Annotated in this window: 11 protein-coding genes; 4 read left to right on the forward strand and 7 right to left on the reverse strand. The window is 68.6% G+C overall.

Translation table 11 applies throughout. The annotated features are described in order from the left end of the window. Position 1: 1 nt before the first annotated feature. The 6 genes from folE to dacB all read right to left on the reverse strand — a co-directional run bounded on the left by folE (position 2) and on the right by dacB (position 6658). Positions 2 to 571 (reverse strand): GTP cyclohydrolase I FolE, encoded by a 570-nt coding sequence (folE, locus tag FOC40_RS10165; RefSeq protein ID WP_004565503.1) that lies wholly within the window; start codon positions 569 to 571, stop codon positions 2 to 4. Beyond that, the gene (ftsH, locus tag FOC40_RS10170) at positions 568 to 2604 is read right to left on the reverse strand and encodes an ATP-dependent zinc metalloprotease FtsH (RefSeq protein ID WP_004565501.1); all 2037 of its coding nucleotides are present in this window, start codon (positions 2602 to 2604) and stop codon (positions 568 to 570) included. Before ftsH ends, folE begins: the two co-directional genes overlap by 4 nt. 25 nt (positions 2605 to 2629) lie before the next feature. Next, positions 2630 to 3184: a hypoxanthine phosphoribosyltransferase gene (hpt, locus tag FOC40_RS10175; RefSeq protein WP_039929652.1), complete on the reverse strand. Its 555-nt coding sequence runs from the start codon at positions 3182 to 3184 to the stop codon at positions 2630 to 2632. A gap of 172 nt (positions 3185 to 3356) precedes the next feature. Further along, the gene (gene tilS, locus FOC40_RS10180; protein WP_155844152.1) at positions 3357 to 4466 is read right to left on the reverse strand and encodes a tRNA lysidine(34) synthetase TilS; all 1110 of its coding nucleotides are present in this window, start codon (positions 4464 to 4466) and stop codon (positions 3357 to 3359) included. After that, on the reverse strand, positions 4456 to 5298 hold the full coding sequence (locus tag FOC40_RS10185; protein WP_004565497.1) for a hypothetical protein: 843 nt from the start codon (positions 5296 to 5298) through the stop codon (positions 4456 to 4458). Before FOC40_RS10185 ends, tilS begins: the two co-directional genes overlap by 11 nt. A 4-nt stretch (positions 5299 to 5302) precedes the next feature. Continuing rightward, a complete protein-coding gene (gene dacB / locus FOC40_RS10190; RefSeq protein ID WP_039929651.1) occupies positions 5303 to 6658 on the reverse strand; it encodes a D-alanyl-D-alanine carboxypeptidase/D-alanyl-D-alanine-endopeptidase in 1356 nt (451 codons plus the stop codon). A 102-nt stretch (positions 6659 to 6760) separates the two neighbouring features. Between dacB and FOC40_RS10195 the strand changes: the two genes are divergently transcribed. Further along, positions 6761 to 7255 (forward strand): inorganic diphosphatase, encoded by a 495-nt coding sequence (locus FOC40_RS10195; protein WP_003792014.1) that lies wholly within the window; start codon positions 6761 to 6763, stop codon positions 7253 to 7255. Positions 7256 to 7326: 71 nt separating this feature from the next. Here FOC40_RS10195 and FOC40_RS10200 read toward each other — a convergent pair whose 3' ends face one another. After that, positions 7327 to 8658, reverse strand: a complete 1332-nt coding sequence (locus tag FOC40_RS10200; RefSeq protein ID WP_039929650.1) for an NlpC/P60 family protein — start codon at positions 8656 to 8658, stop codon at positions 7327 to 7329. A gap of 459 nt (positions 8659 to 9117) precedes the next feature. Here FOC40_RS10200 and FOC40_RS10205 point away from each other — a divergent pair, with 459 nt between their 5' ends. From FOC40_RS10205 to FOC40_RS10215, 3 genes are all read left to right on the forward strand, one after another. Then, positions 9118 to 10443 carry an O-acetylhomoserine aminocarboxypropyltransferase/cysteine synthase family protein gene (locus FOC40_RS10205; protein WP_004565493.1) on the forward strand — a complete coding sequence of 442 codons (1326 nt, stop codon included), beginning with the start codon at positions 9118 to 9120 and terminating at the stop codon, positions 10441 to 10443. A gap of 109 nt (positions 10444 to 10552) precedes the next feature. After that, positions 10553 to 11710 carry a homoserine O-acetyltransferase MetX gene (gene metX / locus FOC40_RS10210; RefSeq protein ID WP_004565492.1) on the forward strand — a complete coding sequence of 386 codons (1158 nt, stop codon included), beginning with the start codon at positions 10553 to 10555 and terminating at the stop codon, positions 11708 to 11710. An 84-nt stretch (positions 11711 to 11794) separates the two neighbouring features. Beyond that, positions 11795 to 12940 (forward strand): alpha/beta hydrolase, encoded by a 1146-nt coding sequence (locus FOC40_RS10215; protein WP_004565491.1) that lies wholly within the window; start codon positions 11795 to 11797, stop codon positions 12938 to 12940. Positions 12941 to 12961 lie beyond the last annotated feature (21 nt).

A 12961-nucleotide genomic window follows, 5' to 3' on the forward strand; every position in this document is an offset into this window, starting at 1 on the left:
GTCATCGGCTCCCGGACAGGACGAGGGCCATCATCTCGGCGCGGGTCGCGCCGTCGCTCATGATGCCGCGGAGCGCGCTGGTCACGGTCGAAGAGCCGGGCTTGGAGATGCCGCGCATCGACATGCACATGTGCTCTGCCTCGATAACGACGATGACGCCCTGGGGATCGAGGATCTCGTCGATCGCGTCAGCAACCTGGGCAGTCAGGCGCTCCTGGACTTGAGGGCGGCGCGCGTAGCCTTCGACCACGCGGGCCAGCTTGGACAGGCCCGTCACGACGCCGCCGCGCGGGATGTAGCCCACGTGGGCGCGGCCGTAGAAGGGCAGCAGGTGGTGCTCGCACACCGAGAAGAAGGTGATGTCGCGGACCAGGACCAGCTCGTCGGTGCCGGCGTGGAACTGGGTGTGCAGGTGCTCGCGCGGGTCCTCGGTCAGGCCCTTGCACATCTCGCGCCACGCGCGCGCCATGCGGTCGGGAGTGCCGACCAGGCCCTCGCGCTCCGGGTCCTCACCGATTGCGACGAGCAGGTCGCGCGACGCCTTTTCGACGCCAGCGGGATCGTAGGTCACGCCTGCTCCCCTTCCACGCCCGAGGCGTCGGTGCCATCGGTCGGCACCACCTCGGCGTCCTCCTCCATGACGGGCTTCAACTCGTCCTCGGCTTTAATGCCCACGGGGTGGCCCAGGACCACGCCGGGGACGGCCGCATCGGACTGGTAGTTCCACACGGGGCGCTCGGGGGCCTTGACAACGTCCTTGAAGATCTCCGCGAGCTGCGCCTCGTCGAGGGTCTCCTCCTCGAGCAGGCGCGAGGCCAGGGTGTCCAGAACCGCGCGGTTTTCCGACAGGATCCGCCACGCCTCGCGCATCGCGTTGTCGAGGAGGCGACGCACCTCCTCGTCGATGATCGCGGCCGTCTCGTCGGAGAAGGAGCGCGGACCCTCGCCGGACCCGTGACCGAAGGCCTCGGTGTCTGCGTCGCCCAGCTTGACCATGCCAATGCGGTCGCTCATGCCGTAGTCGGTGACCATGGCGCGGGCCGTCTTCGTGGCCTGCTGGATGTCGTTGGCAGGGCCGGTCGACGGGTCGCGGAACACGATCTCCTCGGCGACGCGGCCGCCCATGCCGTAAACCAGATCGTCGAGGAGCTGGTTGCGGGTCTTATTGAAGCGATCCTCGGTGGGCATGACCATCGTGTAGCCCAGCGCGCGACCGCGCGGCAGGATCGTGACCTTCGTGACCGGGTCCGTGTAGTTCAGGGCGGCGGCGGCCAAGGCGTGGCCGGCCTCGTGGTAGGCGGTCACAGCCTTGTCGTGGTCGTTCATGACGCGGGTGCGCTTCTGCGGGCCAGCGATCACACGATCGATGGCCTCGTCGATGGCCCGCTCATCGATGAACTGCATGTCCGAGCGCGCGGTGAGCAGCGCGGCCTCGTTGAGGACGTTCGCCAGGTCGGCGCCAGTGAAGCCGGGCGTGCGCTTGGCGATCTGGCGCAGGTCGACCTGCTCGGTGAGGGGCTTGCCCTGCGCGTGGACCTTCAGGATGGCCTCGCGGCCCTTCAGGTCGGGGGCCTCGACGGCTATCTGGCGGTCGAAACGCCCGGGGCGCAGCAGCGCCGGGTCAAGGATGTCGGGGCGGTTGGTCGCCGCGATCAGGATGATGTTGGCGCGCTCGTCGAAACCGTCCATCTCGACGAGGAGCTGGTTGAGCGTCTGCTCGCGCTCGTCGTTGCCGCCGCCGATGCCGCTGCCGCGGTGGCGACCCACGGCGTCGATCTCGTCGACGAAGATGATGGCCGGCGCGTTCTTCTTGGCGCGCTCGAAGAGCTCACGCACGCGGGAGGCACCCACGCCGACGTACAGCTCCATGAACTCCGAACCGGAGATCGAGAAGAAGGGGGCATTCGCCTCGCCGGCGACGGCCTTGGCGAGGAGGGTCTTGCCCGTTCCGGGAGGACCGTAGAGCAGGACGCCGCGCGGGATGCGTGCGCCCACCTTGTGGAACTTGTCCGGGGAGGCCAGGAACTCGCGGATTTCCTCGAGTTCCTCCACGGCCTCGTCCTCACCGGCGACGTCCGCGAAGGTGACGTCCGGGCGCTCCTGGTTGAATTCCTTAGCGCGCGACTGCGTGAAGCCGCCCATCATCCGCGAACCCGACATGGAGCGCATGATGAAGTAGAATGCGACGCCCAGGATCATCAGCGAGATCAGCAGTTGAACGACGCCGCCGAGGATGCCGGACTGGGGACGCATCGCGTTCCAGCCCTTCGCGGGGGCCTTGTCGGCCACCGTGTCCAGAATCTCCTTGGTCTGTACGTAGGAGTACGTGAAGTAGACGTTCTTACCCAGATCAGCCGTGCGGTCGCCACTGCCCGTGCTCTGGTGGACGTAGTTTTCCGTCAGCGTCAGATTCACCTGCTGGGTGCCCTCGTTGAGGACCACCCGCTCGACCGTATCACCCGAGATGAGCGCGAGGCCCTCGGAGGTCGTCACGGCACGAGGGGCGAAGAAGCCCCACACGAACCAGCCACCGGCGAGCAGCATGATGAGCGGAACCATCACCCACCCCAGGCTGGGGCGTTTGTTCTTGATCTTCTCGTTCACGTGGGTCCCCTACAGGTAGGCGTTCTCAGTTGTTGTAGACGTGCGGCTGCAGCGTGCCGACGAAAGGCAAATTACGGTACTTTTCCGCGTAATCCAGGCCGTAGCCGACGACGAACTCGTCGGGAATATCGAAGCCCACGTAGGCAACGTCCACGTCGACCTTGGCGGCCTCCGGCTTACGCAGGGCGGTCGCGATCTTGACGGAGGAGGCACCTCGTCCGAGCAGATTGGCCTGCAGCCAGGACAGGGTTAGGCCCGAATCGATAATGTCCTCGACGATCAGCACGTGGCGTCCGGCCACGTCCTGGTCGAGGTCCTTCAGGATGCGCACGACGCCCGAGGTCTTGGTGCCGGAACCGTAGGAGGACACGGCCATCCAGTCCATCTCGAGGGGGGTGTGCAGCTTGCGGGACAGGTCCGCCATGACCATGACGGCGCCGCGCAGGACGCCGACGATCAGCAGTTCTTCGCCCACGTAGTCGCGGTCGATCTGCTCGGCCATTTCGGCGAGCCGACGGTCCATATCCTCGGCGGTGACCAGGATTTCCTTCAGGTCGTTACCCATATCGGTGGCGTCCACCGTGTCCTCTTTTCGTATCGAAGCTACGCGAGCGATTCCACTATAAGCGTGCCACACAAACGCTCGCCTGTTCCAGGAAGGACGGGATTCTCTCTATCAGCGCAACATCCTGTGATCGTGCAGGCAGTGCCGGGCCGCTCCAGTGGGGTCTATCGCGGTGTATTCCCGCTGTTTAGGCGGGGTCTGGTGCCGTCGGGGCGCCCACCTCGCGCGCGGCGAAAGCGATGCGCGCGTGCGCGCCGCGTCCAACACGTGAGGCGGTGCCTCCGGGCAGGTCGATGGGCCCCTGGCCGCGCCACGCGACCACGAGGTCGTCAAGGGCGTCCACGTGGGTGCTGGACAACGCGCGAATTCCTGCGGCGCGCGCGGCCTCACGCAGCGCCCGGGTACGCACCGCTCGGGGGGCGCCCAGCAGGCCGGAGACCGCCAGGGACGGGTGTCCTGTCTCTGAGTCATGTTCCGCCCCGGGCGCCACCGAGGCCGCGATCGCGCTCGCCCACTGGGTGAGGGCATCGTCGTCGGCCGCGCACAGGGCGGCCGTGCGGGCCAGCGCGGGAACCGGGTCCACACCCAGAGCCGACGCCAGGGCGGGGATCGCGGCGTGGCGCAGCGCCGAGCGGCGCAGGGGGCTGCCGTCCGCGGCGCGCCACGGCCCGTCGATGTCGTTGGTCGGGTCCTGAATCGGGGTGAGGCCCGCCTGGGCACACGCCTGCTCCGTGTCCGTTCGCCGCAGCCCGAGGAGGGGGCGCAGCCACGTCACCCCATCATCGTCGCGCGAGACGGGGGCGATGGCCCGCAGGGACGAGGGGCCGGAGCCGCGCGCGAGGCGCAGAAGGACCGTCTCAGCCTGGTCGTCCATCGTGTGGCCGAGGAGGATCGGGGCACCCTCACGCTGGGCGACCGCTCGCAGAGCGGCTCGGCGGGCATCGCGGGCTGAGCCTTCGGGCCCACCCGGGCCCTCCACCGACACGGTCTCAACAACGGCACGCGCCCCCAGAGATTCCGCTCGATCAGCGACGCAGCGAGCCTCCTCGCCGCTGCCCGCGCGCAGCCCATGATCGACGGTCACCGTCACAACCGGGATTCCCGCGCGCGCGGCCACGTCGATCGTCGTCAACGCCAGCGCCAGCGAATCCGCACCCCCCGACAGGCCGACGACGAGAGCGGGAGGGGCCCCGACCTTGTCGATGAAGGAGGTCAGAGAAGCGCGCACCGCCAGGGAACAGGCTCGCAGGGGGCCGCGCGGGTTCGCACCCACGAGGCGGGAGGCGTCAGCGCACACGCGCCAGCCACGCTGCCGGCTCCGCGTACTCGCGGGCGCTCGGCAGGGCCTCGACGCTGGACAGAAGCTGCGCGATCGCGTCCTCGCGCACGACGGTGCGCGCAAATCCTTCGGTCTGCGCCTGCAGGGCCTCGACCCCGGCCAGGGGCATTCCGGCCGCCGCACACGCGCGCACCAGGCCGACACCCCCGGCGTGCGCGCGGTGGGTGCGCAGCCACTGGATCGAGGGCAGGTCGCGAGGCGTGAGGACCTCCATCTCCGCGGTGGGCAGGGCGTCCAGGAGCAGCACGATGCGCACGAGTTCGTCGCTGCGCTCGGGCAGCGAGCGCATCAGGTCGGCGATGTAGGGGACGAGGTGAGGGGCGTGGGTGAGGTGGACGCCGCGCAGACCCGTGCACAGGGAAACCCAGCGGCACCAGTCCGTCTGGTCCAGGGCGTAGCGCTGCGCGTCGGCGAGCACGTTGGGGGCCACGAGGATCCGGCGGCCAAAGCGCACGTCCCAGATGCCCGTCGCGTCCTTGGCCAGGGCGCGCAGAATGACTGCCTCGGCGGCCAAGACCTTGGGCGTGCGCGCGTCCTCAAAGCTCTCCAGGAGCGATCCGACCGAACGAATCAGGCCACGACGGTCGACGACGAGGGTCGAGGAGCCCGCCACCTTCTCGGAGGCCTCGGGCAGGGTGGACAGCTCGGCGAGCCGACGATCCGACCATGCGACCGAGCGGCGCAGGCGCGCCACGACGGCGGAAGCACCCACGCGAGAGGCCGAGGGCCCCGCGTAGGACAACGAAGCGAGAACTCCCGCGACGTTGCGCGGGCCAAACGGCATATCCATGGCCTCAGTCTAGCCCGGCGAGGCCCTCCTCGAAGGCGTCGAGGTGGCCGCGCGTGGCGTAGGCGCCCTCGGTGACGTTGTCGTGGCCGATCGACACGAGGAGGACGCGCCCGCTCTTCGTCATGACGGAACCGGACAGGGAGGTGACCTCCTGGAGGGCGCCCGTCTTCGCCTGCACGTTTCCGGCCGCGAGTTCCTCAGTCATGCGCTTGGAGAGCGTGCCCACCAGGCCCGCCCACGGCAGGAGGCGCATCGTGTTCGCCTCGGTGCCCGTGCCCTCGTACGAGGCCTTGAGGACGCCGACGAGGGTGTGTGCGCTGATCTTGTCGTTGCTGGACAGACCCGAGCAGTCCTCGAGGGTCAGGCCCTCCGTGGGCACACCGGCCTCGGTCAGGGTCTTGCGCACCGTCTCGGTGGCGCCGTCATAGGTCGAGGGGGCTCCCGCAGCGCGCGCGGCGAAACGGCAGTACTGGTCGGCAAGGGTGTTATCCGAGTGGGCGAGCATCCAGCGCAGCTGCTCCCCCATCGTCGCCGAGCTCACCTGGGCCACGGCTCCCGCTCCCGCGGGCGGATCCCCGGCCTCGCCGAGGGTCGCGGAGATCCCCTCCGCGCTGAGGGCCTGCGAGAAGACCTCTGCGACGCGTCCCGGCGCGTCCGAGTAGAAAGCGTTGGCGCCCTCGTAGGTGCGTCCGGCGTCAATCGCCATGGGGCCGACGTGGCCCTCGTAGGAGCCGACTTCCTGTGCGTCCCAGGAGGACAGGTGCGAGGCGCCCTCGAAGAGACTGCCGCGCCAATTCAGGGTCACGGAGGTGATGCCGCGCTGCGCCAGGGCCGCGGCCGTGTCCTTCGCGAGGGTCTGCAGGCCCGCGCGGCCCGAGACCTCAACCTCGTCGGAGGTGCCAATTCCCAGGAGCAGATCGCCCTCCGAATCCAGGTAGAGGGTCTGGTTGTCAGCGCCGAGGAGCGCGCTGGTCGTCAGCGTCGCCGTCGGATCCAGGTGGTGCAGCGCGGAGAAAGCCGCGAGGGTCTTCGTCGTCGAGGCGGGCGTGTGAGGGGTGGCGGCGGCCGCATCCAGGAGGACCTCACCAGTCTCGGCGTCCACGACCGTGCCCCACGCCGTGTAGCCGCCCTCAGCCGCAGCTGCCGCGACCGGCGCCCACAGCGCCTGGACGTCCTCGGCGGAAACCGGCAGCTTCGCGCCCTTCGCATCACCGGAAATCGTTGCGGGTTCAAGCGTCGAGGCCGTGGGAGCGTCCGCCGGAGTAGCCGTTTGCGTCGAACAACCGGCACCCACCAGCGCCGCCGTCGCCACGAGTGCGGCGCTAGCGCTTACAATGGCCCCCATAGACGTGCGATGCATGGATTTCCCTTCGTGGTTACTTCGGTACCTACAGTACCTGTCCATGCGCCGACACAACCAACCGGACCCCCGAGTTTCGGGGCTAATGAGGAAGGCGCGGCCATGGAGTTTGACGTGACCATCGAGATCCCCAAGGGGAACCGAAACAAGTACGAGATCGACCACGTGACGGGCCGCATCCGCCTGGACCGCATGCTCTTCACGTCCACTCGTTACCCTGATGACTACGGCTTCATCGACGACACCCTGGGCGAGGACGGCGACCCGCTGGATGCCCTGGTCCTCCTTGAGGAGCCCACTTTCCCCGGCTGCGTGATCCGCTGCCGCGCGCTGGGCATGTTCCGCATGCGCGACGAGAAGGGCGGCGACGACAAGGTCCTGTGCGTTCCCGCCTCGGACCAGCGCGCCTCCTGGCGTACCGAGATCGACGACGTGTCGGAGTTCCACCGCCTGGAAATCCAGCACTTCTTCGAGGTCTACAAGGACCTCGAGCCCGGCAAGAGCGTCGAGGGCGCCCACTGGGTGGGTCGCGAAGAGGCCGAGGCCGAGATTCGCCGCTCCTACGAGCGCCTGAAGGAGCACGAGGGCGAGCACTGAGCTGACTGCTTGAGAGGGGCCGCGCAGACACACAGTCTGCGCGGCCCCGGATCGTCAAGCAACGATGCGGCTCAGAGCCTCACGGCGTAGGGCATGATCGAGCCCCAGCTGTACACGCCGGTGATGCGCACGGGCACGCCGAAGGTGGGAGCCTCGATCATCTGGCCGCCGCCCAGGTAGATGGCGACGTGGTAGATGCCGGACTGTGTGCCGTTGGAGGACCAGAAGATCAGGTCGCCTGCCTCCATGGAGCCGATCGGCACGTGCGTGCCGTAGCTGTACTGCGCGCGAGACAGGTGCGGCAGGTCGACGCCGGCGCTCTCCCAGGCGAGCATGGTCAGGCCGGAGCAGTCCACGCCGCCGTAGGATTCGCCGCCCCACACGTAGGGCACGCCGAGGTAGCTCTTCGCAGTCGCGATTGCCGTGTCGGCACCGCCACCCGAGTAGGAGGGCGCCGAGTACGAGGGCTCCTCGTAGGAGTAGGAGGGCGCGGAATACGAGGGCGCGGAGTACGAGTAGTCGTCGTCATCGTCCTCGTCGTCCGAAGAGGACGATGCCTGGGATGGGGCAGCTGCGGCGGCAGCAGCAGCGGCAGCGGCAGCGTCGGCCTGACGCTGGGCGTCGGCGGCAGCGGCTGCCTGCTCGGCGGCGATGCGCGCAGCTTCCTGACGCTCGGCCTCGAGGGCGGCTTCACGCTGGTTGATGAGGTCGACGGTCGTGTTCTGCTTAGTCGCGAGCTCCTGCACGTAGGCGCCACGCTGGGCGGCGACAATCGCGGCCTCGTTCTGCGCGACGGCCGCGGCCTCGTTGGCGGCGTCGGTGCGGGCCTTGACCGCGTCGGTGGCAGCCTGCTGGTTTGCGAGCGCGGAGTTCGCAGCATCGCGGGTCACCTTTGCGACCTGCTCGAGAGCCGCGACGTTCTGCATCTTCGCCTCGGCCGAGGAGGAGAAGGAGTTAATGCCGGCCTGCTTCGTCTCGACGGTACGCAGTCCGTCGGAGTCGAGGTAGGGGGCAAGCGAGTCGAGCGTGCCGCCACCGCCTCGGTAGGCGGCCTGGGCGACGGAGGCGATCTGCTGCTTGCCCTCCTGGAAGGCGGCTTCGGCGGCATCGGCTTCGGAGGAAGCCCGGGTCGCCGTCTCGGTCGCCTCGGACAAGGCTATGTTCGCCTCGTTGAGATCCTCGCCGGCGATCTGCGCATTCTGGGTCGCGGTTGCTGCTCGGGCACTGACCTCGGCGAGCTTGACCTCAATCTGGGCGACGCTCATCTTCGCGGCCTCTTCGGCAGCCTGGGCGGCAGCGATCTCTTCCTCAGAGGGGGCGGCTTGCGCCATCTGGGGCAGCACGAGGAGGGCGCAGGCGGCGATAGCCGTCAGGCCCATGCGAATGGTTCCGCGTCGTCTCATCGTTGTCTCATCTCGTCCAATTGGGTGCGCCGGAGCGCGCGTACTGGGAAAGAGCCTATCCACTTTCGTCACGCTTGGCAACAAACACACCATAAAACTCAACTTTCACACATGCAACAATCGCAGAATTCGCAACACCAACACCATGATTACCGTGCAAACACCTGCGCTTTCATAACATTTTCAACCACCACTGCGAGCCTCCTCACACATCCCGACACCACGTCCCCACCTGTCACAAAAGTCCACCATCCGGGACCATCGCGCCCAGTCCTCGTCAATGACAAACAATTGAAGGCATGAACCGTCGAATGTGCCGCTGACTGCGCGTCAGCACAAGCGACTGCCGCGCAGTCCCCCGACAGCGGGACGCGCCTCGACGCATGTTCACTTCACCGCATCTGCGGCCCGCCGGAGGGGAATCAGAGACGAACCACCCCTCTCCTAAGGAGCCGCACGATGACCGCCAACGACTGGTCCTTCGAAACCAAGCAGATTCACGCCGGATACAACCTCGACCCCGCCACCGGCGCGACCGCACTGCCCATCTACCAGACCTCCTCCTACGCCTTTGCAGACACCGCGCAGGCAGCGAGCCGCTTCGCCCTGCAGGAGCTGGGCCCCATCTACACGCGCCTGACCAACCCGACGACCGACGGCGTCGCCGCCCGCATCGCGGCCCTCGAGGGCGGCGTCGGTGGCCTCCTCGTCTCCTCCGGCCAATCCGCGACTGCCCTGTCGATCCTCGCCCTGGCCGTCGCCGGCAACAACGTGGTCGCCTCCCCCTCCCTGTACGGCGGCAGCGTCACCCTGCTGAAAAACACGCTGGGACGCCTGGGCGTCGAGACCCGCTTCGTCGCGGACCCCCTCGACCCCGAGGCCTGGCGCGCGCTCGCCGATGACAAGACGGTCGCCTTCTACGGCGAGACCATCCCCAACCCGCAGGGCGACATCCTCGACATCGAGCCGATCGCCGCGGTCGCCCACGAGGTCGGCGTGCCCCTCATCGTCGACAACACGGTCGCCACCCCCTACCTGATCCGCCCGATCGAGTGGGGCGCCGACATCGTCGTCCACTCGGCCACCAAGTACCTGGGCGGTCACGGCACCACGATCGCGGGCGCGATCGTCGACTCAGGCAACTTCGACTTCGCCTCCCAGCCCGAGCGCTTCCCCCTCTACAACACGCCGGACGAGTCCTACCACGGCCTCGTCTACGCCCGTGACCTGGGCGTGGGCGGCGCGCTCGGCGCGAACCTGGCGTTCCTGCTGCGCATCCAGACGCTCATCAACCGCGACCTGGGCGCCGTCACCTCCCCCTTCAACGCGTTCCTCATTTCGCAGGGCATCGAGACGCTGTCCCTGCGCATCGAGCGCCACGTCTCCAACGCGCTGGCGGTCGCCCGTTTCCTGGAGGCCCACCCGGACGTCGAGTCCGTCAACTACGCGGGCCTGGAGTCCTCCCCCTACTACGAGCTGGGCAAGAAGTACGCGCCGCTGGGCACGGGCGGCCTACTCTCCTTCGTCATCAAGGGCGGGTACGAGGCCGGCCGGGCTTTCGCCGACGGCGTGCAGCTCCTGCCCGTGGTCGCCAACATCGGCGACGCGAAGTCCCTCGTCATCCACCCCGCGTCGACGACGCACTCGCAGCTGACCGAGGAGGAGCTGGTCAAGGCCGGCGTCGCGCCCGGCACCGTGCGCCTGTCGATCGGCCTGGAGAACATCAAGGACATCCTCGCCGACCTGGAGCTCGGCTTCGACGCGGCCCACGCGGCCACGGCCTAACAGACCCGTCGGCGGCCTCGGCGATAGACACTCCTGAGGCTCCGAGGCCGCCGATACCCCCTCCCCCGTCTCCCGCGACAGCGAAGCGCCCCTGCGAAAGAAGGACATCATGAGCCGTCACAATCTGCCCCCCGCACCCACGTCTGGCGCGTGGCGTGAGGGCGACCCGGTCGCCTTCCGCAAGTTCGCGAACCTGGGCGCTCACCGCCTCGAGAACGGCGAGATCCTGCCCTCCGTGACGCTCGCCTACGAGACGTGGGGCGAGCTGGACGAGGCCTCGTCCAACGCGGTCCTCATCCTGCACGCGCTCACCGGCGACGCGCACGTGTGCGGCGAGGCAGCGCCCGGCCAGCCGACCCCCGGCTGGTGGGAGCAGATCGTGGGGCCGGGGCGCATCATCGACACGGACCGCTACTACGTGGTGGCCGCGAACGTTCTGGGCGGCTGTCAGGGCTCCACGGGCCCGGCGTCCCCCGCTCCCGACGGCGCACCGTGGGGCTCGCGATTCCCCGTGATTTCCACGCGCGACCAGGTCTACGCCGAGTCCCGCCTGGCCGACCTGCTCGGCATCGATGAGTGGAGCATCGTCGTGGGTACCTCGCTGGGTGGACACCGCGCCATCGAGTGGGCCGTCAGCTACCCGGAGCGCGTGCGCCGCCTCGTGGTCGTGGCCTCGGGCGCGCAGACGACCGCCGACCAGGCGGCATGGACACACACGCAGATCCGCGCGATCGAGCTGGACCCGGCGTGGCGCGGCGGCGACTACTACGCGGGCCCCGGCCCCACCGCCGGGCTCGCGCTCGCCCGCCAGATCGCGCACACGACCTACCGCTCCCCCTCGGAGCTGGACGAGCGCTTTGGTCGCATCCCCCAGAACGACGAGGATCCGCTGCACGGCGGACGCCTGGCGGTCGAGTCCTACCTGGACTATCACGGCGAGAAGATCGTGCGTCGCTTCGACGCAGGTTCCTACGTGGCGCTGTGCCGCACGATGCTGTCCCACGACGTGGGCCGCGACCGCGGCGGCGTCGTTGAGGCCCTCAAGGCCGTCACCGCGCGCACGCTCGTCGTCGCGGTCGACTCGGATCGCCTGTTCTTCCCCGAGCAGGTCTGGCAGATGGCGGCCGGTATTTCGGGCGCGTTCTACCGTGAGATCCACTCCGATCACGGTCACGACGGCTTCCTCATCGAGCACGGCCAGCTGACCGCCCTCCTCGACGAGTTCCTCAACGAGCGCATCCCCTCGCGCGCGTCCTCCTTCGCCTGATCGGCACCCTTTCTCCGTGAGGTCGCCCCGGTTCCTCCTCCTCATCAACGAGGCCGGGGTGGCCTCGCGCGTTATGCTGACCCCATGAGCGTTACCAGCGACCCCACGCCCGGAGACGAGCCGATCCCGGACACGAGCGGTCTGCCTGACCTGTCCAGGGTGGAGACCCCAGCCTCGTCGCCCGAGGGAATCCCCGAGCGCGACGTCATGGCCCCGTGGGGAGAGGACGGCCCTCCCGGGCTTCAGTGGCGCGCCGACATCCTCGGCGACGGGTATGAGTCGCGCACGATCGAGCTCCTCGACGACGCGGAGGGGCCCTGCGTGGCCACACTGGTGCGCGCGACCCCGCCCGCTGACGCCCGCATGACAGTCCTATACCTGCATGGGCGCAACGACTACTTCTTCCAGACCGAGATGGCGCAGCAGCTGGTTGACGCGGGCGCGGCGTTCTACGCGCTGGATATGCGCAAGTACGGGCGTTCCCTGCGCCCCCACCAGACGATCGGCTACGCCGACGACCTGTCCGCGTACGACGAGGAGATCGGAGAGGCCATCGAGATCATCCGTTCCGAGCGCGAAGACGAGCCGATCGTCCTCATGGGCCACTCGACGGGCGGCCTGATCGCGACCCTGTGGGCGCACCGCCACCCGGGCGTCCTGGCTGGCCTCATCCTGAACTCGGGCTGGCTGGAGATGCAGTCGATGGCCGCCTGGCGCGGGGCGATGGCTCCCGTCATCGGGCGCATCGCGTCGCGCAACCCCATGTGGGAGGTGCCCTCGGGCGGGACCGGCCACTACGGCCGATCGCTCGCGGGGCGTGCCTCCTCGGAGCTTCCGATCCCGGAGGGGCTATCAGCAGAGGACCCGTCGGTCGCCGGCTGGCCGATCATCCAGGAATGGAAGCGCCCCGAATCTTACCCGGTCCCCGCCTCGTGGCTCGAGGCGATCATGGCCGGGCACGACACCATCGAGAAGCGCGTACACCTGGACTGCCCGGTCCTGTCGATGGTGTCCACGTCGGCCTATTTCGAGGAGGAGTGGTGCGAGCGCGTCTTCACGTCCGACACCGTCCTGGATCCCACGGTTATCGCCCAGCGGAGCTTGGGCCTCTCGGACCTGGTGACGATCGCCCGTTTCCCCGGCAAGCACGATCTGGTCCTGTCGGACGCTCCCGTGCGCGAGGCCGTGTACGCGACGATGCGCGGCTGGCTGGACGCTTTCGTGCACTGAGCCTCAGGTAGCGAGGAGGCC

Origin of the sequence: Schaalia odontolytica (genome assembly GCF_009730335.1) — a bacterium.
GTDB classification, from domain to species: domain Bacteria; phylum Actinomycetota; class Actinomycetes; order Actinomycetales; family Actinomycetaceae; genus Pauljensenia; species Pauljensenia dentiphila.